Below are 20,346 nucleotides of genomic sequence, written 5' to 3'. Positions count from 1 at the left end.
TTTACACGTCCCGTTTCGCCGCGAGGGCCACGGGCGAACCCTTGAACACCGGCTCCGGCAAGCCGCGACGTCCCTGCGTCGCGACGTACACGCCGCCGGCACGCGTATCGCCCGCCAGCGCCTGCGCATCGAGCCCGACGCGCGCGCTCGTCACATAGAGCGTGCCGAGTTGCGCGCCGCCCAACGCGACGCAGCTGGGCTGCACGGTCGGCACGTCGACGCGTTCCGTCTCCACGCCGTTCGCGTCGTAGCGCACGACGCGCCGTCCGCCCCATTGCGCATTCCACAGGCCGCCTTCGCTGTCGACCGTCGAGCCGTCCGGCTCGCCCGTCTTGTCCGTCAGCTTCACGAACAGCCGCTCGTTGGCGACACTGCCGTCCGCGCGGTAATCGCAGGCGCGGATTTCGAGCGCCGGCGAATCGCAGAAGTACATCGTCGCGCCGTCGGGACTGAACGCGATACTGTTCGAAATTGCCGGCGATGGCAACGCGAGACGTTCAAGCGACAGATCGTGATTCAGCCGGTAAAAACCGCCGACGGGCTGCACGGGCGACGCTTCATCCTTCGTGCCGAACACGAAGCGTCCCTGACGATCGCAGCGTCCGTCGTTCACCCGCGTATTGATGCCCGGCTCGACGTCGACGATATGCTCGATCTGACCCGTTGCAAGGTCGAAGAAAGCGAGCCGCGACGCGAGACCCAGCAGCATGTAATGCGGATCGGCGCACAGCGCGAACGTCGACAGCCGCTCCGGCATGCGCCAGAACGTGCTGCGGCCATCGCGCGGATCGTAACGCCATAGCCGCGCGCCTTCAATATCCGTCCAGTAAAAGAGGCCGCCGCGCGCGTCCCACGTTGCGCCTTCGCCCAGCGTGCATTTCGAATCGACGAGCAATGCCGCCTGAACATTGGTGATCGCGTCGCTCATGCCCAGCCTCCGTCGACGATGATGTCTTGTGCAGTGATCATGCGGCTGTCGTCGGCCGCGAGAAAGAGCGCCATGCGCGCGAGGTCGTCGGGCTGCAGTTCGGCGTCGATGCACTGGCCCTGCTTGATTGCCGCGCGTCCCGCGTCGTCGAGCCACAGACGCTTCTGCTTGTCCGTCATCACCCAGCCCGGCACCAGCGAGTTCACGCGTATGCCGAAGTGGCCGAGATCGCGCGCGAGTCCGCGCGTGAGTCCCTGCACCGCCGACTTCGACAGCGTGTACACGGGATAGCCGCCGTTCTTCAGCATCCAGCTGATCGAGCCGAGATTGATGATCGAGCCTCGCCGGGCCGCCTTCATGTCTTCCGCGACGGCCTGCGCCGCGAAGAACTGATGGCGGATGTTGACGGCAATGCCCGCATCGAACGATTCGGGCGTGACCTCTTCGATCTTGTGGCGCTTGTCGTTTGCCGCGTTGTTCACGAGCACGTCGATCGGGCCGAGCGCCGCGCGCACGTCGGCGATCGCCTTCTTCAGCGCGTCGACGTCCGTCAGATCGGCAGACAGGAACAGCGGCTTGTGACGCGAATCGCCGAGCTGATCGGCGAGCGCAACGCCCGCCGTTTCGTCGATATCGAAGAACGCGACGCGCGCGCCCTGCGCGACGAAATGCTCGACGAACGATGCGCCGATGCCCGTCGCGCCGCCCGTGATCAGCACCGTGCGGTCCACGAGACTCGGATAGCGCGCGTACTGGCTGAGTTCTTCACGCGCGCTCGCGTTGGCGGGAGACGACATCGTTCGGTTTCCTTCTTCTTGCGTTGAGAATGGCGATGAATCAGTCGCGTGTGCCGCGGTTCTTCAACTGGTCCAGCAGCACGGCGGCCAGCAGGATCGCACCGCGCACGAGGTACTGGTAGAACGCGTCGATGTTCATCAGGTTCATCACGTTTTCGACCGTGCCCATGATGAGCACGCCGATCACGACGCCCGAAATCGTCGCGCGGCCGCCGAGCAGCGACACGCCGCCCAGCACGCATGCCGAAATCACGTTCAGTTCGAAGCCTTCAGCGGCGTTCGGCTGACCCGACGTGATACGCGACGCGAGAATCACGCCTGCCAGTGCCGTCACCGCGCCCTGAATCAGGAAGATGTAGACGCGCGTGCGTTCCACATTGATACCGGCCAGACGCGACGCTTCCGGATTACCGCCGATCGCCAGCGTATTGCGGCCGTACACCGTCGAATTCAGCATCACGCCGAACACGATGAAGCACACGAGCGTCACCCAGATCGGCAGCGACACGCCGAACATCGACAGGCTGCCGAGCGCAATGAACGTATCCGACGACACGCCGACGGCCTGACCGTGCGACACGATGAAGCCGAGGCCGCGCACGATTTCCATCGTGGCGAGCGTCGTGATCAGTGCGTTGATGCGCAGATATGCGATCACCGCACCGTTGACGAAGCCGATCACGGAACCCGCCACGACTGCGGCGACGATCGCGATGAACGTGTTGCCCGTCGCGTTCAGCACCATTGCGCACAGCACGCCCGCGAACGCGACCGTCGAGCCGATGGACAGGTCGAAGTCGCGCGACGCGAGACAGAACATCATCGTGCACGCGACCATGCCGATCTGCGAAATCGACAGCGCGAGGCCGAGCATGTTCTCGATCGAGAAGAAGTGGTCGACGGTCAGCGACATCGTGATGAACATCACGGCAAAGATCACGATCAGGCTGTACTCGGTGATCTGCTGCCACCACTTCTGCTTGTCGCTGGCTTGCGGAATCAGCGCTTCGGCGGCGCTCTTGGCGGCCTGTTGCGCGAGGTTTTCTCTGGCTTGCATTTGGTTCACTCCTCCCGTTCCCCACGGGTTGCAGGACTATTAAAGGCCCCGACAGTTACAGATGACTTGCGGTTTTCGATTCACTTGGTGCGTGGACCTTCACGCCGCCTGCGCCGTCGTCGAACTCTTCGGCAGCGCGAGGCTCAGCACCGATTGCTCGGTGGCGGCGTTGCGCGGCAACTCGCCCGAAATCCGCCCCTGGCGCATCACGACGATACGATCCGACACGCCCAGCACTTCCGGCAGTTCCGACGAGATCATCACGATCGCGCAGCCGCGTTCGGCCAGTTCGTAAATCACGTTGTAGATCTCGTGCTTCGCGCCGACGTCGATGCCGCGCGTCGGTTCGTCGAGAATCACCACGCGCAGATCCGGCTCGGCCAGCCAGCGCGACAGAATCGCTTTCTGCTGGTTGCCGCCCGACAGGAAGCGGATCTTCTGACGGCGGCTCGGCGTCTTGATCTTCAGGAGCTTGATGAAACGGTCGGCCGTTTCGGCTTCCTTCTTGCGATCCAGGAACAGCCCCGCCTTCAGGTAATGACGGCGGCAGCTGATGTTGATGTTCTCCGCCACGGACGCGATCGCGACGATGCCTTCTTCCTTGCGGTCTTCCGGGCACAGCACGATGCCCTGGCGGATCGCATCGCCCGCGCTCTTCACCTTGATCGGCTTGCCGTCGAGCACGAGTTCGCCGCCCTTCTTCGGGTCGTCGCCGTAGATCAGGTGCATCAGTTCGCTGCGGCCTGCGCCCACCAGCCCGAAGAAGCCGACGATCTCGCCGCGCCGCACCTCGAAGCTCGCCGGTTCCGTCAGCGGTTTGCCTTCGATGTTCTTCACCGAGAAGCGCACTTCGCCGAGTTCACGGGCGCGGTAGCCGTAGATATCCGAGATTTCGCGGCCGACCATTTCGCTCACGATCGTGTCGCGGCTCACGCCTTCGAGCGTCGGATGCGACGCGACCTTGCGGCCGTCGCGGAAAATCGTGCACGCATCGCACAGCTGATAGATCTCGTCCATCCGGTGCGAGATGTAGATCAGCGCGCGGTTGTCGGCGCGCAGATCGCGCACCAGCTTGAACAGCACTTCCGTCTCGCGGTGCGACAGAGAACTCGTCGGTTCGTCGAGTGCGATCACGCGAGCATTGCGCATCAGCGCCTTGCAGATTTCAACCATCTGGCGTTGCGCGATGGAGAGCTTGCGCAGCTTCGCGTTCGGGTCGAGATCGACGCCCATCGCCGCCAGCTGTTCGCGCACGAAGCGCTTCGCATCGCCCTTCTTCACGAAGCCGATCGTGTTCGGCAAGCGGCCGAGCAGCAGGTTTTCCGCCACGGTCAGGTCCGGCACGTACTGCAGTTCCTGGTGAATCACCGCGATTCCCGCAGCGATCGACGCGCCCGCATTCGCGAAGCGCACTTCGTTTTCGTCGATCAGCACACGGCCGGAATCCGGCTGATATTCGCCGCCGAGAATCTTCAGCAGGGTCGATTTCCCCGCGCCGTTTTCGCCCATCAGGCCATGCACCTGGCCCGCATGCACGTCGAAAGAGATTCCGTCGAGCGCACGCACGCCTGGAAACACCTTGCCGATATTGTCAAAACGCAGCGTCGCTGACACTTTGCCTCCTTCTGAATCGCTTCTGATTCGCTTTTTATCCGTCACGTCTTCATGGCGCGCGAACGCCGTCTTCAGCGTTCGCGCGCCCTTGCCTCAGATGCCGCTTACTTCGATGCGAGGCCCATCTTTTCACGCACTTCGCCGACGTTGTCGCGCGTGGCCAGCATGCCCGTCGTCAGCGTGAGCTTCGGCGGTTCCTTGCCTTGCGTGATCCACGAGTACATCAGTTCCGACGTCTCTTCGCCGTGACGCTTCGGGCTGATGATCACGGTGCCGTAGAAGCCCGTCGGGTTCGGCTTCTTGAACTCGTTCAGTGCCGAGTCCGAACCGCCGATGCCGATGCCGATCATGTTGTCGGCCTTGAAGCCGCGGCCTTCCGCTGCGCGCACCGCGCCGAGCACGGCTTCGTCGTTCAGGCCGTAAGCGATCCAGTGCTTGAAGTTCGGGTTCTTCGTCAGCGCGATGTTCGCTGCGTTGAACGCGTTTTCCGTGTCGGTCTTCGCTTGCGGCGCAGCGATGATGTTGGCCTTCGGGAAGCCGGCGGCGATCAGCGCATCGGTGGCGCCCGAGGTGCGGTCGTGCGCCGTCGGCAGCTGTTCGTAGGTCACGTCGATTGCGCCGACGTCCTTCATGTCCCAGCCGCGCTTCTTGATTTCAGCCGCGAGGCCATCGCCGACCTGCTTGCCGATGTTGTAAGCCGAGATGCCCATGTGCGGCACCGACTCGATCGGCTTGCCTGCGCCGTCGACGAGGCGGTCGTCGACCGTCATCATTTTCAGGTTGTCAGCCTTCGCCTTCGCGACGATGCCCGGTCCGAGCTTGACGTCCGGCGTGCAGATCACGAAGCCCTGCGCCTTTTGCGCGGCGAGGTTGTCGATTGCGCTCATCACCTTCTCGCCCGACGGCGCGCCGATCTTCACCAGCGTGAAGCCCTTTTGCTTCGCAGCCTGTTCGGCGAATTTCCACTCGTCCTGGAACCACGGCTCTTCGGGTTGCTTCACGAGGAAGCCGATCTTGACCGGGTCGGCGGCCTGTGCGACGGGTGCGTTGAAGAGCACGGCCGTCGCCGCTGCTGCCAGTGTGAGGAAAATTCTGCGTTTCATATTGTGTGTCTCCTGACTAATGAGTAACGAGAAGGTATCGGCCGCGTCTTCTTGTACCGCCTTCGACACACGCGGCCAGCGCGTCAGGCGGGTTTGCTGCTGTTTTCTTTTCCTTCGCGACTACTTTTGTTCTTCGGCTGTTGCCCCGTTGCAGCCTGACATTCCCGGCCGGCTCAGTCGTGATAGAGCGCCGAGCGCCCGCCATCGACGGTGATACAGCTCGCGTTGATGAACGGTGCTTCATCCGATGCGAGAAACACGGCCGTCATCGCGACTTCTTCCGGCTTGCCGATGCGTCCCATCGGCTGCAGATCGAGTGTTGCCTGCTTCGCGGCGGCGGGATCGGCCTGGCCGTCCCACCAGTCGCGCGTCAGCTGCGTTTCGATGTAGCCCGGCGCGATCGCATTCACACGCACGTTGCGCGGCGCGTACTCGATGCCGAGCGCGCGCGTCAGGCCGATCACGCCGTGCTTCGCGACGGGATACGGGAAGCAGCCCGGGATGATCTTGAACGAGTGTGTCGACGCGATGTTCACGATGCTGCCCGCACCGCGTTCGACCATTCCCGGCAGCACCGCACGGCAACCGTTCCACACGCCGTCGAGATCGACGGCAAAGCAGCGGCGCCAGTCGTCGTCGGTCATCGTCAGCGGATCGCAGAACACGTTGATGCCCGCGTTGTTCACCAGCACGTCGACGGGACCGAACGCCTTTTCCGCTTCGCTCACCGCGCGCTGCACGGAGGCCGATTGCGTGACGTCCGTCTGAACGGCGAGCGTGTTTCCGCCGGTCACTTGCGAGGCAATGTCGGCGGCCGTTCTTTGCGCGGTTTCGATATCGAGTTCCGCGAGCAGGACAGCCGCGCCCTCGCGCGCGAACGCGGTCGCGATCGCCGCGCCGATTCCGCGTCCCGCGCCCGTCACCAGCGCCACCTTGCCTTGCAGCCGTTTCATTTCTTCACGCCCGCACGCGCAATGCGCAGACCGTTGATGAACGCCTTCGCATGCGAAGCCGTCGTCGTCGCGGGCTGGCCAGGCTTATAGAGCGCCGAGCCGAGCCCGAAACCGTTCGCGCCCGCGGACAGAAACGGCCCCATGTTGTCGGGCGCAATTCCGCCGACGGGCAACAGCGGCACGTCCTTGTGCAGCACCGCGCGCCACGCCTTCACGACCTGGCAGTCGAGCTGCTCGGCGGGAAACATCTTCAGCACGTCGGCGCCGTTCTTCAGCGCGACGAACGCTTCCGTCATCGTCGCGACGCCCGGTGCGCACGCCATCGCGAGCGACTTCGCCGTCGTCACGACTTCGGGGTCGCTGTGCGGCATCACGATCAGTTCGCCGCCCGCCGCCTTCACGTCATGCACGAGTTCGCCGCGCAGCACCGTGCCCGCGCCGACGATGCAGTCCGCCGGCAACGCCTGGCGGATCGCCGCGATGCTGTCGAACGGATTCGGCGAATTGAGCGGCACTTCGATGATGCGAAAGCCGGATTCGTACAGCGCGCGGCCCTGATCGGCGGCGTCGGCGGGCGTGACGCCGCGCATGATCGCGATCAGCGGACACACGTCGAACGCGGCCATCAGGCCGGCGTGCGGCTGGTACGGGGCGGGCAGATTCAGATCGAGTTGCATGTCAGTTCCTTGGGTTCTTTGCGCGGGGGCTCGGGTGCGCTTCGGCTCGCGTTTCAGCTCGCCTGCGCGGCGTCCGACACCTCGCTGACGAGGCCCGCCTGTGCCGCGATGCGCCACAAGCCGCGTTCCGTCGCCTGCTTCACGAGGTCCGCCTGATGACAGCCGAACTGCGCCAGCGCGAGACGGTAACGCTCGCACAGCGCTTCGTTGCCGATCAGCTGCAGCGCGTTGCCGGCGAGCGTCGATTGCTGTTGCGCGAGCGCCGCTTCGAGGCCGCTCAGTTCATGGCCGATCAGAAGGCCGGACAGATAGTCGGGTTGCTGCTCGCGCGCCAGCTGGCCCGTGAGGCCCAGCGTGCGCGTGCTGAAAATGGTCGCGAGCACGCCGGCCTTGCCCTGATCGCGCGCGACCTGCACGCCGCGCAGGAAGGCAGCCGTATCGGGATGGTCGGGCGTGATCATCGTGCGGCCGAGGATGGTGTGCTCGGACAGCGCCGCGAACACTTCGCCCGTCATAAACGTGTCGAATCGCTCGATCTTTGCCTCGCGCACCATCACCCATTTCGCGTGCGTGCCGGGCAAACCGATCAGCATGCCCTTGCTCGCCGCCGACGCTTGCGCACAGGCCAGCGCGCCGAAGATCTGCGTTTCCTCGCCGCGCATCACGTTCGGCAAGTCGCCGTTCTGCAGCACGCCTGGCACGATGTTCAGCAGCACGCCGCGCGCCGTCTGCACACGCACGATGCCTGCGACGAGCGCATCGGCGCTGGCGGGCGCATTCACGTACGGCGCTTCCTTCCAGCCTTGCGCGCTGCCGACCATGCCTGCCGCGATCACGGGCAGATCGGGCGTCTGGTCGAGCCATGCGCCGACGACGGCATCGAATGCGGCGTCGAAACCGCCTTCCGCGGCCGGGCGCGGCAGATTCATGATGCCCGCCGTCGAAGCACGCGTGTCCAGCACGGCGCCGTGCGCGTCGAACAGGTATGCGCGCAGCGAGGTCGTACCCCAGTCGAGCGCGATCAGTGCGGCGTGGCTCGCCGTCTGCGCGGGCTGGGCTTGCTCAAGGGACAGGGTCGAACCCGTCTGATTCATCGTTTGATCCTGCGGGTAGTCGGTTGCGGGACACGCCAGCCCAGCTCTTCCGAAATTGCGCGCGCTTCGCGCTGCACGACGGGAATCAGTTCGTCCATGCGTTCGAGCGACATATACGGAATCGTGCTCGCCACCGACAGCGCCGCGACGATCGACCCCGACGCATCGCGCACGGGCGCCGCCACGCAGCGGATCGACGCTTCGTTCTCTTCGAGGTCGAACGTGAACCCGCCTGCCGAGTAGTTCGTCATGCGCTGCATGAAGGTCTGCTGATCGGGCCGGTTGTCGGGCTTGAAGCTGACCCCCGCGAGCGCGCGGCGCGACGCGTCGAACAGCGACTGCCACTGGTCGGGCACGAGGTCGAGCATCATCGCCTTGCCAATGCCCGTCGAGGCAAGCGGCATCCGGTGGCCGACGCGCGAACGCATTTCGAGGCCGCGCGTGCCGGGAATCTTGTCGATGTACAGCACGTCGTCGCCGTCGCGCACGCCGAGGTGGATGGTGTCGTGCGTCTGTTCGGCGAGCGATTCCAGATGCGGACGCGCGACCTGCGTGAGCGGCATCTGTTCGAGCGCGATCGTGCCGAGTTCGATCAGCTTCGGGCCGAGCAGATAGCCGCCCTGCACCTGGCGCAGATAGCGCGCCTGCACGAGGCTGCTGACGAGCCGGTGCGTCGTGCTGCGCGTCGTGCCGAGCGCGGCGCCGAAGGTGCGCAGATCGCGCACGCCGGCAGCGGCGGCTTCGAGAATCGCAAGGCCGCGCAGCAGCGTTTGCGTGCCGGCCTGTTGCGGCGTGATGTCGAGCAGCGTGCTCGGCAGTCCGATCGTGTCGGCGGGCGGCGGCACGACGGCGCCGTTCGTGGGACGTGCAGCGGGCTTGCGCGGCACTTCGACTTCAGGCGCTTCAGGCGCTTGAGGCGCGTCGGACTCGACGTGTGAGGTCATCGCTTTGTTCATGGCGACTGGGCAACGGACAAAAAGTGAGTTACCGCGAGAAGCCGGTGTGACGGCTTACGTCGGGTGCGGGTCGAAGCTGCGCGAGCGTGACGATCAGCAAGATGCTGGAAGGCATGGCGTGGTGTCTCCGATATTCGTCCCGCTTCGTGGACGCGCGATGCACGTCGATGAAGCGGTGTTTCTGGCCGGGTTTCGGCTTGTTGAACCGGATTGTAGGGCGCTTTTTTGAGATTCACCAACATATGAGCGACGCATCCATATGTTGGGAAATGATGCCGAATAAGAATCCGGGCGCGCTGTCAGAGACATTTCGCAAGCATTGCCGCTTGCGGTCCGGCCCCGTACGCCAATGCAGACGAGCCTGTCAGATTTCGCAGAGCACTTTTAAGAGCGCTCCTATTGAGCGCGCAGGAAGCGGTATTTAGGCTGCATCCGCTCTAAGTCGACGCTTAAAAGACTTCGGGAAGGCCGTTCCGGACCATTTCCAGACTGATTCGATTCTCAAGCGCTCTTGCGATTTTCAGGTTCCTACACATGACAGCAATCAAGACTCTATTGGCATGCGCAGCCATTGCGCTTAGCGCTGCCGCGCAAGCACAACCGACCCAACAGCAACTGGTCGACGATTTTTCTGGCGCATATGTCGGCGCCAAACTTGGCGTGAACGTGTCGAGCGCATCGGGTGCCACGAACAAGCCGACGCACACGACGATCTTCCCCGGCTTCGTCGCCGGTTATGGCTTCACCGCCGGACCCGTGGTACTCGGTGCAGAACTGTTCGCCGACCTGCATCACGGTTCGGCGACCTTCAAGGATGGCGGGATCGATGCGAAGATCGGCTATCCCGTTGGCCGCTTCATGCCATACGCGCGTCTTGGCGTGACCACCGACTGGCCGGCGCCGCGCTTCAATTACGGGCTGGGCGTCGAATACATGTTCATGAAGAACGTGAGCCTGTTCTCGGAATGGACCCACGACTCCACGCATGCGGATAACACGCGCTGGACGAACAACAGTTTCGTGATCGGGGCGAATTACCGCTTCCAGTAAGCGGTCTCTTCGAAACAAAAACGGCGATTATCTGCACGATAATCGCCGTTTTTTATTACGCCGGAAGCGGGATCGTCACTCAGGCAATTCCGCTGCACCCATTCTTCGCGCAATCACTCGCGCACGCTGCGCGAGGTAGCCGGAGGTGCGGTGCTCGTCGAAGTATTTCGGTCTCGGCAGCATCACGGCGAGCCGTGCCGATTGCCCCGCCGTCAGCTTCGCCGCCGATGTCCTGAAGTAGTAGCGCGCCGCCGCTTCCGCGCCGTACACGCCGTTGCCCCACTCGACCGAATTCAGATAGATCTCGAAGATTCGCTCTTTGTCCATCAGCGTCTCGAGCATCCACGTGATGATCAGTTCCTGGCCCTTGCGGACATAGCTCTTCTCGCGGGACAGGAACAGATTGCGCGCAAGTTGCTGCGTGATCGTCGAGCCGCCCGCGACGATCTTGCCGCGCGCCTTGTTTCTCTCCCATGCCTGCAGAATCGCGTCCGTCTCGTAGCCGTTGTTATTGACGAAATTCGCATCTTCCGACGCGATGATCGCGCGCTTCAGATTGCGCGAGATCTGGTCGTAGGGCACCCACGTGTGCTGGATCGACAGATCCGGACGATCCTGCGAAAGACGCCAGGCATCGGAGCGCATGAACGCCGTCGATTGCGGATTCACGTAGTTCCAGACGGCGATCTGTGCGAAATAGAACAACTGCGTCGCCATCCATGCGACGACGAAGACCGCGCCGGCGTACATCACCCAGCGGGCGGGACTGACGGCTCGGCCCTTCGCGCGCCTCGTTTTTGTCATTGTCGTCGCCATGTCGTCGCAGTGATGATCCGATCAGACTAAGCGCGGCGCGCGGGCCGTCAAGCGCTCTGCGTGGCGCGCAGCATCTCGCGCAGCGCCGCGAGCACGGGCGCGCCGTCGGGACGCACGCCGCGCCACACGAAGAACGACTCCGCCGCCTGTTCCACCAGCATGCCGAGGCCGTCCGCGGCGCGTGCGCCCAGCTTGCTCGCGTGCTGCATGAAGACGGTCGGCTGCGCGCCGTACATCATGTCGTATGCGAGCGTCTGCGAGCCGAAAGCGCTGTCGCTGCACTCGGGCAGCGACGCATCGAGACTGCTCGCGGTCGCGTTGACGATCACGTCGTACGCACCCGCTTCGATCGCCTGTGCACCGCCGCCCGTGAGACGGCAGGCAGCGTCGCCGGCCGCGCTCGCGAATTGCGCGACGAGTTCGTCGGCCTTCGACGCCGTGCGGTTCACGATGGTCAGCGAATGCGGCTTGCGTTCGAGCATCGGCAGCACCACCCCGCGCGCCGCGCCGCCCGCGCCGAGCAGCAGCACGCGCGCGCCCGCGAGCGACACGCCGAGGTTCACTTCGATATCGCGCACGAGGCCGAAGCCGTCGGTGTTGTCGCCGTACACGCCGCCGTCCTTCTCGAAGCGCAGCGTGTTGACTGCACCCGCTGCCGCCGCGCGCGGCGACAGCGTGGTCGCGAACGCGTGCGCGTCGAGCTTGAACGGCACGGTGACATTCATGCCGCGACCGCCCTCTTCGATGAACGCGCGCACATGCGCGACGAACTGGTCGACGGGCGCCAGCAGGCGGCCATACTCGACGGGCTCGCCCGTCTGTTCGGCAAACTGCGCGTGGATCAACGGCGACTTGCTGTGCGCAATCGGATTGCCGATCACCGCGTACTTGTCGCGCGGCGTGGTGCGATTCGAACTCATTGGCCTTGCTCCGTCGCGTGCTGCGTCGAGTCGTTCTGCTGATCGGCGCGCTGTTCCCCTTCTGCTTCGCCTGCCGCGTTCGTATCGGCTTCGGCCTGCGCTTCGGCTTCGCTTTCGGCGGATTGGTCGGCGGCGTCGATGATTTCCTCGTCAGCCTCTTCCTCTTCTTCCGTGCCGCTTGTCACGGTCGGCGCATCGATCACGTGCAGGAGACGGACGGAGGCTTCGACCGTCAGTTCATCCACCGACATCACTTCGAGCATCAGCCTCGTGCCGCGTGCATGCACGCCGAGACCCGGCACATGCAGCAGCAGCGGCACTTCTTCGAGGCGCACCAGATCGCCCTTCACGACGGACGCGGCCACCTGCTTGCGGTTTTCCTGCATGAGCCAGCGCAGACACCAGAAATACTCCATGCGGCGCTGATGATCGGCGTACGCGGTGTACGTATCGTCGAAACCTTGCACGACGGCGAACAGATCGGCGTCTTTCGGCTTGAACGGCGCCGCGAGCTTCGCCGTCACGCCGTGCTGCACGCACGCGATCAGCTGCCACTGGTTGACGAGGTCGACATAGCGGCGCAGCGGGGACGTGCTCCACGCGTACTGCGCAACACCGAGACCTTCGTGCGGCGCGGCCGTCGTTTGCATGCGGGTGCGCTTCGGGCCCGTCGGCGCACCAAACGCGCGCTGCGAACGATAGATGCCCGGCACGCCGTGATCGTGCAGGAACGCGCCCCACGTCGAGTTCGCGAGAATCGCCAGTTCGGCGACGATCGTATCGAGCGGCGAGCCGCGCCGGCGCGGCGTGATCGAAATGTGCTCGCCGTCGACGTAGAAGTTGTAGTCCGTATTGCGCTGCACTTCGCGCCTGAGGCCGTAACCGGCGCGCGCGAGCTGGCGTTTCTCGAACAGCGCCTGCGCGAACGGCCACAGCACCGCGATATCGTCCTTGTGCGGATACTCGCCCGTGCCGTTGGCGAGCGCCTCTTCCGTCACCAGTTCATCGAGCGTGTTGTGGCGCAGGTTGTTCTTCACGTAGACGAGCTCGGCGCGCGTTTCGCTCGCGACGATCTCCTGCGTTTCGCGCTTGACGATGCTGTACAGCGACAGCGCCGGACGCAGCCCGCCTTCGGCGAGCGTGAAGCGGTCGACCACGCCGTCGGGCAGCATCGTGATCTTGTCGCCCGGCATGTAAACCGTGGACAGCCGGCCACGCGCGATCGCATCGACGGCATCGCCGCGTTCGATGCCAAGCGCCGGTGCGGCGATGTGAATGCCGATCCGCACGCGGCCATCGGACAGATGCTCGACGGAGAAAGCATCGTCGATTTCCGTCGTCGTGACGTCGTCGATCGAGAACGCTTCGACTTCGGCTTGCGGCAGATCTTCCGGCAATTCGCCGACCGTCACGGGTGGGAAACCCGTGCCGTGCGGGAAGAATTCCGACAGGAAGCGCGCTTCGTGCAGCGCGCGAGCCGACGGAATGCCGCCGCATTCGAGCATCAGGCGCGCTGCCGAAATGCCGCGCGCCGCCGCAGCCGCTTCGAGCGCCTTGTATTCGATCGAATTTTTGTCGGGCTTCGTCAGGAGGCCGAGCGCCTTGCTCTGGAAGCCGTCCGGAAGTCGGCCCGCCTTCAGTTCGTCTTCATAGCCCTGCTGGACGAGCGCCTGCTGGCGCTTGCGCTCGAGCGATGCGAGCGCCATTTTCAGCTGCTCTTCCGGCGCGCGCTGATACTGGCCACGCCCCTTGCGGCGGAAATAGATGGGCGAGCCGTGCATGCGCAGAATCAGCGCGGCGCGCTCGACGGGCCCGAAGGTGTCGCCGAAATACTCGGCGCCGAGCGTCGCAAACGGAAACTCCTCTTCGGGCGCGCATTCCCACAGGAAGTCCAGATCGATGTCCTGCGCGACGACGTCGGCCTGTTCCATCAGTTCGCCCGCCGTCGGCTTGTCGAACTCGATCAGCACGTCTTTCGCGCGGACTTTCGCGCGACGTCCGCCCGGCAGTTCGACCTGAAACGCGTCGCCTTGACGCGACAGCACGCTGCCCGCCTTGAAACTACCCGATTCCTCGAAGAAAACGTTCACTCAATACTCTCGTTCTGGCTTGCGTCATCCGGCGCGCGGTGCTGCATGCTGCTTGCGTCTGCGCGCGTCGGCGTCGTGTTCTGTGTGGTGCTCCGCAACGCGCGTGCCTTTCGGGCGCGCTTCGGCTGCGGATCATCGGATCATGTCGCCTCGCGTGGCGCGGGCGGCTCGGCGTCGGCGGCGTCGCAAAATGCGAGCACGTCGTCGACATAGTCGGGAAACTCGCTGATCGCGTGGTCGCTGCCTTCGATCAGCTTTGTCCGCACGCCGGGATAGTGCGCGAGCATCTCGCGATAATCGAGCACTTCGTCGCCGGTGGCAGCAAACAGATAATAGCGTTCGGGATGCGTGACCTGCGCGACGCCTAACGCACGCAATTCATCAAGATGATGCGGCTCGACGACGATGCTGCCGCCGCCATGCCACAACGGCTGCTCGCCGAGATAGTGACTCAGATCGCGCTGCGGCACGACGGCCGGGTTGAGCAGCACCGCGCGCCAGCCGTGCTTTTCGGCGAGATGCGTCGCGAAGTAGCCGCCGAGCGAACTGCCGACCAGCGTCACGCGCGCCGGCTTCTCCTTCGCGACGATTTCCTCGGCGAGCGCCACCGTTTCCAGCGGCGACACGGGCAGCATCGGACAGCACCACTCCGCGCTGCGGCCAAGCGCCGCGAGGCGCCCGGCCATCACGCGCGCCTTGAAGGAATTGGGCGACGAGCGGAAGCCGTGCAGATAAAGAATCACGCGACGCCCCGCGCCTGCGCCGCCGGTCGAGCCGACAGCGCGTCGAGCAGCTTCTGGTGCACGCCGCCGAACCCGCCGTTGCTCATCACCAGCACCTGATCGCCCGGCTGCGCGGCACCGACGATGGCTTTGACGAGCGTATCGATGTCGTTGAACGCCTGCGCCTTGTCGCCCATCGGCGCGAGCGCTTCGGCGAGATTCCAGCCGAGTGCGTCCTTGCCCGACGGCGCGCCGTAGCCGAACACGAGATCGGCGTCGGCGAGACTCGACGGCAATTGCGCTTTCATCACGCCGAGCTTCATCGTGTTCGAGCGCGGCTCCAGCACGGCGAGAATGCGGGTGTTCGTCCGGCCGATGCGAGTGCGCAGACCGGCGACCGTGGTTTCGATCGCTGTCGGGTGATGCGCGAAGTCGTCGTAGACGGTCACGCCGTCGACGCTGCCGCGCACTTCCATCCGGCGCTTCACGTTACGGAACGTCGCCAGCGACTTCGCGGCCTGCGCGGGCGGCACGCCGATATGACGCGCGGCGGCGATCGCGGCGATCGCGTTCATCCGGTTGTGATCGCCCTGCGCCTGCCAGTCGACTACGCCGACGCGCTCGCCGTTGTGATAGACGGCAAAGCGCTCGTCGACGGCGACACCGTCTTCAGCCGGCAGCGCCTGCCAGCCGCCCTCGACGCCGAAACGCTCCACCTCGCTCCAGCAGCCGCGAGAGAGCACGCGGTCGAGTGCAGCCTCGCGGCCGTTCGAGATGACACGGCCAATGCCCGGCACCGTGCGCACGAGATGATGGAATTGCGTTTCGATCGCGGCGAGATCGGCGAAGATGTCCGCGTGATCGAATTCCAGATTGTTCAGGATCGCGGTGCGCGGCCGGTAATGGACGAATTTCGAGCGCTTGTCGAAAAATGCCGTGTCGTACTCGTCGGCTTCGATCACGAAGAAGCTCGAATCGGTCAGCCGCGCCGACACGCCGAAGTTCAGCGGCACGCCGCCGATCAGAAAGCCCGGGTTCATGCCCGCGTCTTCGAGCAGCCACGTCAGCATCGAGGTCGTCGTGGTCTTGCCGTGCGTGCCCGCCACGGCCAGCACCCACTTGCCGTTCAGCACATGCTCGCCGAGCCACTGCGGCCCGGACGTGTACGGCAGCCCGCGATTCAGGATTTCTTCCATCAGCGGATTGCCGCGCGTCACCACGTTGCCGACCACGAACAGGTCCGGCTTCAGTTCGAGCTGCTCGACGCCCCAGCCTTCGATCAGCTTGATGCCTTGCGCCTCGAGTTGCGTGCTCATCGGCGGATAGACGCCGGCGTCGCAGCCCGTCACCGTGTGACCGGCGTTGCGCGCGAGAACCGCGAGACCACCCATGAACGTGCCGCAGATGCCGAGGATGTGAATGTGCATAAAGCTGTCGCGCCGCAAGGCGTGTTTTGCGTGGAGAAAGATGCGCGCCGCAGGTGAAAAAGCCCTCGCGCAAAGGACGACTATTGTAACCGACAGCCCCGTCCGTTCTTGATCATGCGTGCTATTCCAGAGCGCCTTTCGAGGCTCGCGCAGGGCCGCGGCGGCGTCAAAAGGCCGTCAGGCTTTCTCTAGTATGATTGTCGGATGGTTCGCAAATCACACTTCGATCCGCAGCGCGTGCGCGAGGAAATCGCCATCGCGGCTGCGCGAATGATCGCCGAAGACGGTCTCGACTACTCGACGGCCAAGCGCAAGGCTGCGCGGCAGGTCGTCGGGGAGACGCGTGTCGCGGGCGAATGGCTGCCCGATAACGACCAGATCGAGGAAGAAATCCGCGAATATCAGTCGCTGTTCCAGGGTGACAGCCAGCCGGCCGTGCTGCGGCGGCTGCGCGACATCGCGCTCGACTGGATGCAGCGGCTCGCGCCGTTCAATACCTATTTGACGGGCGCCGTGCTGGGCGGGACAGCCGGCGAACATTCCGATATTCATCTGCAAGCGTTCTGCGACAACCCGAAGGAAGTCGCCATTTACCTGCTGAATGCAAACGTGCAGTACGACGTTTCGGAAACACGGCACTTTGCAGGGCGCGGCTACGTCGAAACATTGAGCTTTCTCTGGCGTCCGACGAACGAAGGCCGGGACGTCGAACCGGTAGGCATCCACGTCGCGCTTTACGGCACCGACGACCTCCGCGGCGCCGTACGCGCCAACGCGCGCGGCCGTCTTGCGCGCGCCGATATCCGCGCCGTTCAGGCGCTGATCGACGAAAGCGGCGCGGCGCCTTCCACGAACTAACACTTCGATCAGACACATTCACTATATGAAGCGAATTCTGGCAATCGCGGCCGTCGCCGTCGTCGCGACCGTCGGCGGAGCGGTGGCGGGCCACTGGCTCCTCGGCAACAACGATCTCGCAGGCGTGGCGAACGCAGCGCCCGCCGACAGTGCGAACGCCGTCAACCAGCTGTGGGCGGCGAAAGTGACCAACGCCGACGGCGCGCCGCAGTCGCTTGCCGGCTTCAAGGGCCATCCCGTCGTCGTCAACTTCTGGGCGTCGTGGTGCGGCCCGTGCGTCGAGGAAATGCCGTCGCTGTCGGCGCTGCACAAGGAATACTCGAAGAAGGGCATTGAGTTCGTCGGTCTGGGCGTCGATTCGGACAAGAACATCAAGGCGTTCCTGCAAAAGGTGCCCGTCAACTATCCCATCTACGTCGCCGGCTTCGGCGGCGCGGACCTCGCGCGCGCATTCGGCAACAACGCAGGCGGTTTGCCTTACACGGTCGTAATTGATGCCAAAGGCGTCGTACGGTCGACAAAACTCGGCCAGATCAAGCCGGACGAGCTGAAACGCACGCTCGACGCGCTATAACGTCAGCAACTTTTTGACATTTAGTTGAGAACGTTTGGCCTCAGGTTGGACGATATTCGCAATAAAATGTCAGAAGTTCCGCTAGTTGCTGCTATCCTGGCAAGGGCGCGAGAGGTGACGGGCGTTCGAGAAACTAGACAAATTTCTCTAATCGGCGCTAAAGTGCGCCCAATTCCACGGAAAACGAAGCGACCATGACGCGACTGCTGGTTCTGCACGGCCCCAACCTCAACCTTCTCGGTACCCGGGAACCCGAGGTGTATGGCCGGGTCACGCTCCCGCAGATCGATCAGGCGCTGGCCGATCGCGCAGCGGACGCCGATGTCGAACTGGCCACCTTCCAGAGCAATCACGAAGGCGCGCTCGTCGACCGCATTCAGGCCGCGCGAACCGAGAAGACCGATTTCATCCTGATCAATCCCGCAGCGTACACGCACACAAGCGTGGCGATCCGGGACGCACTGGCGGGCGTCGGCATCCCGTTCGTCGAGATTCATCTGTCGAACGTGCATCGTCGGGAACCGTTTAGGCATCACTCGTATTTCTCCGACCAGGCAGAGGGCGTCATTTGCGGCCTCGGCTGGAAGGGCTATCTGTACGCGCTCGAATATGCGCTCGACCGGCTGGCCGTTGGTGCGGCTGGATCGTCGCGCAACTGACAACCCAAAACACGAATTCGGCGCTGGCGGCAACCCGCCGGCGCTTCACGCATTGAAGGGGAAAGCCCATGGATCTACGTAAACTGAAGACTCTGATCGACCTCGTCTCCGAGTCCGGCATCTCCGAACTCGAAGTGACCGAGGGCGAAGGCAAGGTGCGCATCGTCAAGAACGCGCCGCCGGTTTACGTCCAGCAGCCCGGCAACTTCGCGCCGCAGTTCGCGCCATCGGCACCGGCCGCCGTCGGTCACGCAGAGCAGGCGACCGCCGGCGCACCTGCAACGCCCGCCGCGGCCGCGCCGCAAGGTCATGTCGTGACCTCGCCGATGGTCGGCACGTTCTACCGCGCGCCGTCGCCGGGCGCAGATCCGTTCGTGCAGGTGGGCGACACGGTCAAGGAAGGCCAGACGATCTGCATCATCGAAGCGATGAAGCTGCTGAACGAAATCGAATCGGACCAGGCTGGCGTGATCAAGGAAATCCTCGTCGAGAACGGCCAGGCGGTCGAATACGGCCAGCCGCTGTTCGTGATCGGCTGATACGGCGCGCTTTTAGCCAGCTCGCCGTTCGCCATCCGCGCGCCCTACTTCTCCGGGCGCGCCACCGATCCTCTGAGGCAGCCGCCCGCCCCCGTCGAACCAACCGGGCCCGCGGCGCCCATTGATGAGTCGAATATCCGCTATGTTTGAAAAAATCCTCATTGCCAATCGTGGCGAAATCGCGCTCCGCATTCAGCGCGCGTGCCGCGAACTGGGCGTCAAGACGGTCGTCGTCTATTCCGAAGCCGACAAGGAAGCCAAGTATGTGAAGCTCGCCGACGAGGCGGTCTGTATCGGACCGGCGCCGTCGAATCTGAGCTACCTGAACATGCCCGCGCTGATCAGCGCGGCGGAAGTCACGGATGCCGAAGCGATTCACCCCGGCTACGGCTTCCTGTCCGAGAACGCGGACTTCGCCGAGCGCGTCGAGCAATCGGGCTTCGTGTTCATCGGCCCGCGTCCCGACACGATCCGCATGATGGGCGACAAGGTCACCGCGAAGCAGACGATGATCAAAACGGGCGTGCCCTGCGTGCCTGGCTCGGAAGGCGCGTTGCCGGAAGATCCGAAAGAGATCGTGAAGATTGCGCGCTCGGTCGGCTACCCGGTGATCATCAAGGCGGCAGGCGGCGGCGGTGGCCGCGGCATGCGTGTCGTGCACACGGAAGCCGCGCTCGTCAACGCCGTCAACATGACGCGCGAAGAAGCCGGCCGTGCGTTCGGCAATCCGCAGGTCTACATGGAGAAATACCTGGAGAACCCGCGGCACATCGAAATCCAGGTGCTGGCCGACTCGTTCAAGAACGCGCTGTGGCTCGGCGAACGCGACTGCTCGATGCAGCGCCGCCACCAGAAGGTGATCGAAGAAGCGCCGGCGCCCGGCATTGCGCGCCGTCTGATCGAGCGCATCGGCGACCGTTGCGCGGATGCGTGCAAGAAGATGGGCTATCTCGGGGCGGGCACGTTCGAGTTCCTGTACGAGAACGGCGAGTTCTACTTCATCGAAATGAACACGCGTGTGCAGGTCGAGCACCCTGTGACCGAGCTGATCACGGGCATCGACATCGTGCAGGAACAGATCCGCATCGCGGCCGGCGAAAAGCTCGCGATCCGTCAGCGCGACATCCAGTTCCGCGGTCATGCGATCGAATGCCGTATCAACGCCGAGGATCCGTTCAAGTTCACGCCGTCGCCGGGACGTCTTACGTCGTGGCATATGCCGGGCGGCCCCGGTATTCGCGTCGATTCGCACGCATACAACGGCTATTTCGTCCCGCCGAACTATGATTCGATGATCGGCAAGCTGATCGCTTACGGCGCGACGCGCGAACAGGCGATCAAGCGGATGCGCATCGCGCTGTCGGAAATGGTGGTCGAAGGCATTCAGACCAACATCCCGCTGCATCGCGAGCTGATGCTCGACGCGAAGTTCGTCGAGGGCGGCACGAGCATCCATTACCTCGAAAACCGGCTGGCCGCGAAGCTGCAAGCCGCACCGGAAGAAGCGTAAGC

At 64.1% G+C, this 20,346-nt stretch carries 20 protein-coding genes; 6 read left to right on the top strand and 14 right to left on the bottom strand.

The window, feature by feature from the left end; all coding sequences use genetic code 11:
• Position 1 precedes the first annotated feature (1 nt).
• The 9 genes from FRZ40_RS13925 to FRZ40_RS13885 all read right to left on the bottom strand — a co-directional run bounded on the left by FRZ40_RS13925 (position 2) and on the right by FRZ40_RS13885 (position 9,179).
• Positions 2–928 (bottom strand): SMP-30/gluconolactonase/LRE family protein, encoded by a 927-nt coding sequence (locus tag FRZ40_RS13925; RefSeq protein ID WP_028371802.1) that lies wholly within the window; start codon positions 926–928, stop codon positions 2–4.
• Positions 925–1,725, bottom strand: a complete 801-nt coding sequence (locus FRZ40_RS13920; RefSeq protein ID WP_147234413.1) for an SDR family NAD(P)-dependent oxidoreductase — start codon at positions 1,723–1,725, stop codon at positions 925–927. Before FRZ40_RS13920 ends, FRZ40_RS13925 begins: the two co-directional genes overlap by 4 nt.
• 40 nt (positions 1,726–1,765) lie before the next feature.
• A complete protein-coding gene (gene araH, locus FRZ40_RS13915) occupies positions 1,766–2,782 on the bottom strand; it encodes an L-arabinose ABC transporter permease AraH (protein ID WP_028371800.1) in 1,017 nt (338 codons plus the stop codon).
• Positions 2,783–2,881: 99 nt separating this feature from the next.
• Entirely contained in the window at positions 2,882–4,396 is a 1,515-nt protein-coding gene (gene araG, locus FRZ40_RS13910) for an L-arabinose ABC transporter ATP-binding protein AraG (RefSeq protein WP_028371799.1), read from the bottom strand.
• 104 nt (positions 4,397–4,500) lie between these two features.
• Positions 4,501–5,499 (bottom strand): arabinose ABC transporter substrate-binding protein, encoded by a 999-nt coding sequence (locus tag FRZ40_RS13905; RefSeq protein WP_028371798.1) that lies wholly within the window; start codon positions 5,497–5,499, stop codon positions 4,501–4,503.
• A gap of 173 nt (positions 5,500–5,672) precedes the next feature.
• Positions 5,673–6,452 carry an SDR family oxidoreductase gene (locus FRZ40_RS13900; RefSeq protein WP_147234412.1) on the bottom strand — a complete coding sequence of 260 codons (780 nt, stop codon included), beginning with the start codon at positions 6,450–6,452 and terminating at the stop codon, positions 5,673–5,675.
• Complete coding sequence (locus FRZ40_RS13895) at positions 6,449–7,129, bottom strand: 2-dehydro-3-deoxy-6-phosphogalactonate aldolase (RefSeq protein WP_147234411.1); 681 nt, start codon at positions 7,127–7,129, stop codon at positions 6,449–6,451. Before FRZ40_RS13895 ends, FRZ40_RS13900 begins: the two co-directional genes overlap by 4 nt.
• A gap of 53 nt (positions 7,130–7,182) precedes the next feature.
• Positions 7,183–8,223: a 2-dehydro-3-deoxygalactonokinase gene (locus FRZ40_RS13890; protein WP_147234410.1), complete on the bottom strand. Its 1,041-nt coding sequence runs from the start codon at positions 8,221–8,223 to the stop codon at positions 7,183–7,185.
• The gene (locus tag FRZ40_RS13885; RefSeq protein ID WP_028371794.1) at positions 8,220–9,179 is read right to left on the bottom strand and encodes an IclR family transcriptional regulator; all 960 of its coding nucleotides are present in this window, start codon (positions 9,177–9,179) and stop codon (positions 8,220–8,222) included. Before FRZ40_RS13885 ends, FRZ40_RS13890 begins: the two co-directional genes overlap by 4 nt.
• Before the next feature lie 534 nt (positions 9,180–9,713).
• On the opposite strand from FRZ40_RS13885, the gene FRZ40_RS13880 reads away from it, so the two are divergent.
• On the top strand, positions 9,714–10,229 hold the full coding sequence (locus FRZ40_RS13880; protein WP_147234409.1) for an outer membrane protein: 516 nt from the start codon (positions 9,714–9,716) through the stop codon (positions 10,227–10,229).
• 75 nt (positions 10,230–10,304) lie between these two features.
• Here FRZ40_RS13880 and mtgA read toward each other — a convergent pair whose 3' ends face one another.
• The 5 genes from mtgA to mpl form a co-directional block, all read right to left on the bottom strand.
• Entirely contained in the window at positions 10,305–11,033 is a 729-nt protein-coding gene (gene mtgA, locus FRZ40_RS13875; protein ID WP_147234408.1) for a monofunctional biosynthetic peptidoglycan transglycosylase, read from the bottom strand.
• A gap of 59 nt (positions 11,034–11,092) precedes the next feature.
• Positions 11,093–11,965: a shikimate dehydrogenase gene (aroE, locus tag FRZ40_RS13870; protein ID WP_147234407.1), complete on the bottom strand. Its 873-nt coding sequence runs from the start codon at positions 11,963–11,965 to the stop codon at positions 11,093–11,095.
• A complete protein-coding gene (locus tag FRZ40_RS13865) occupies positions 11,962–14,055 on the bottom strand; it encodes a ribonuclease catalytic domain-containing protein (RefSeq protein WP_147234406.1) in 2,094 nt (697 codons plus the stop codon). Before FRZ40_RS13865 ends, aroE begins: the two co-directional genes overlap by 4 nt.
• 140 nt (positions 14,056–14,195) lie before the next feature.
• A complete protein-coding gene (locus tag FRZ40_RS13860) occupies positions 14,196–14,798 on the bottom strand; it encodes a YqiA/YcfP family alpha/beta fold hydrolase (protein ID WP_147234405.1) in 603 nt (200 codons plus the stop codon).
• The gene (mpl, locus tag FRZ40_RS13855; RefSeq protein ID WP_147234404.1) at positions 14,795–16,204 is read right to left on the bottom strand and encodes a UDP-N-acetylmuramate:L-alanyl-gamma-D-glutamyl-meso-diaminopimelate ligase; all 1,410 of its coding nucleotides are present in this window, start codon (positions 16,202–16,204) and stop codon (positions 14,795–14,797) included. The genes FRZ40_RS13860 and mpl overlap by 4 nt, the downstream gene beginning before the upstream one ends.
• A 204-nt stretch (positions 16,205–16,408) precedes the next feature.
• On the opposite strand from mpl, the gene FRZ40_RS13850 reads away from it, so the two are divergent.
• The 5 genes from FRZ40_RS13850 to accC all read left to right on the top strand — a co-directional run bounded on the left by FRZ40_RS13850 (position 16,409) and on the right by accC (position 20,344).
• Entirely contained in the window at positions 16,409–17,062 is a 654-nt protein-coding gene (locus tag FRZ40_RS13850; RefSeq protein WP_147234403.1) for a UDP-N-acetylmuramate--alanine ligase, read from the top strand.
• A 25-nt stretch (positions 17,063–17,087) separates the two neighbouring features.
• Positions 17,088–17,636, top strand: a complete 549-nt coding sequence (locus FRZ40_RS13845; RefSeq protein WP_028371786.1) for a TlpA family protein disulfide reductase — start codon at positions 17,088–17,090, stop codon at positions 17,634–17,636.
• Positions 17,637–17,830: 194 nt separating this feature from the next.
• On the top strand, positions 17,831–18,295 hold the full coding sequence (gene aroQ, locus FRZ40_RS13840) for a type II 3-dehydroquinate dehydratase (protein ID WP_028371785.1): 465 nt from the start codon (positions 17,831–17,833) through the stop codon (positions 18,293–18,295).
• 68 nt (positions 18,296–18,363) lie between these two features.
• A complete protein-coding gene (gene accB / locus FRZ40_RS13835) occupies positions 18,364–18,834 on the top strand; it encodes an acetyl-CoA carboxylase biotin carboxyl carrier protein (protein WP_147234402.1) in 471 nt (156 codons plus the stop codon).
• Positions 18,835–18,976: 142 nt separating this feature from the next.
• The gene (accC, locus tag FRZ40_RS13830) at positions 18,977–20,344 is read left to right on the top strand and encodes an acetyl-CoA carboxylase biotin carboxylase subunit (protein WP_028371783.1); all 1,368 of its coding nucleotides are present in this window, start codon (positions 18,977–18,979) and stop codon (positions 20,342–20,344) included.
• The last annotated feature ends 2 nt before the right edge of the window (positions 20,345–20,346 follow it).

The organism is Paraburkholderia azotifigens (assembly GCF_007995085.1).
GTDB lineage: Bacteria > Pseudomonadota > Gammaproteobacteria > Burkholderiales > Burkholderiaceae > Paraburkholderia > Paraburkholderia azotifigens.
This window is presented reverse-complemented; position numbering and strand designations above follow the sequence as displayed.

What these genes read in the sequence shown, in the direction of transcription:
- FRZ40_RS13885 (WP_028371794.1), bottom strand. Translation starts at nt 9,179, where the DNA reads ATGAACAAAGCGATGACCTCACACGTCGAGTCCGACGCGCCTCAAGCG.
- FRZ40_RS13880 (WP_147234409.1), top strand. Translation starts at nt 9,714, where the DNA reads ATGACAGCAATCAAGACTCTATTGGCATGCGCAGCCATTGCGCTTAGC.
- FRZ40_RS13925 (WP_028371802.1), bottom strand. Translation starts at nt 928, where the DNA reads ATGAGCGACGCGATCACCAATGTTCAGGCGGCATTGCTCGTCGATTCG.
- FRZ40_RS13845 (WP_028371786.1), top strand. Translation starts at nt 17,088, where the DNA reads ATGAAGCGAATTCTGGCAATCGCGGCCGTCGCCGTCGTCGCGACCGTC.
- araH (WP_028371800.1), bottom strand. Translation starts at nt 2,782, where the DNA reads ATGCAAGCCAGAGAAAACCTCGCGCAACAGGCCGCCAAGAGCGCCGCC.
- aroE (WP_147234407.1), bottom strand. Translation starts at nt 11,965, where the DNA reads ATGAGTTCGAATCGCACCACGCCGCGCGACAAGTACGCGGTGATCGGC.
- mtgA (WP_147234408.1), bottom strand. Translation starts at nt 11,033, where the DNA reads ATGACAAAAACGAGGCGCGCGAAGGGCCGAGCCGTCAGTCCCGCCCGC.
- FRZ40_RS13900 (WP_147234412.1), bottom strand. Translation starts at nt 6,452, where the DNA reads ATGAAACGGCTGCAAGGCAAGGTGGCGCTGGTGACGGGCGCGGGACGC.
- mpl (WP_147234404.1), bottom strand. Translation starts at nt 16,204, where the DNA reads ATGCACATTCACATCCTCGGCATCTGCGGCACGTTCATGGGTGGTCTC.
- FRZ40_RS13920 (WP_147234413.1), bottom strand. Translation starts at nt 1,725, where the DNA reads ATGTCGTCTCCCGCCAACGCGAGCGCGCGTGAAGAACTCAGCCAGTAC.
- accC (WP_028371783.1), top strand. Translation starts at nt 18,977, where the DNA reads ATGTTTGAAAAAATCCTCATTGCCAATCGTGGCGAAATCGCGCTCCGC.
- aroQ (WP_028371785.1), top strand. Translation starts at nt 17,831, where the DNA reads ATGACGCGACTGCTGGTTCTGCACGGCCCCAACCTCAACCTTCTCGGT.
- FRZ40_RS13895 (WP_147234411.1), bottom strand. Translation starts at nt 7,129, where the DNA reads ATGCAACTCGATCTGAATCTGCCCGCCCCGTACCAGCCGCACGCCGGC.
- FRZ40_RS13850 (WP_147234403.1), top strand. Translation starts at nt 16,409, where the DNA reads ATGGTTCGCAAATCACACTTCGATCCGCAGCGCGTGCGCGAGGAAATC.
- FRZ40_RS13905 (WP_028371798.1), bottom strand. Translation starts at nt 5,499, where the DNA reads ATGAAACGCAGAATTTTCCTCACACTGGCAGCAGCGGCGACGGCCGTG.
- FRZ40_RS13890 (WP_147234410.1), bottom strand. Translation starts at nt 8,223, where the DNA reads ATGAATCAGACGGGTTCGACCCTGTCCCTTGAGCAAGCCCAGCCCGCG.
- accB (WP_147234402.1), top strand. Translation starts at nt 18,364, where the DNA reads ATGGATCTACGTAAACTGAAGACTCTGATCGACCTCGTCTCCGAGTCC.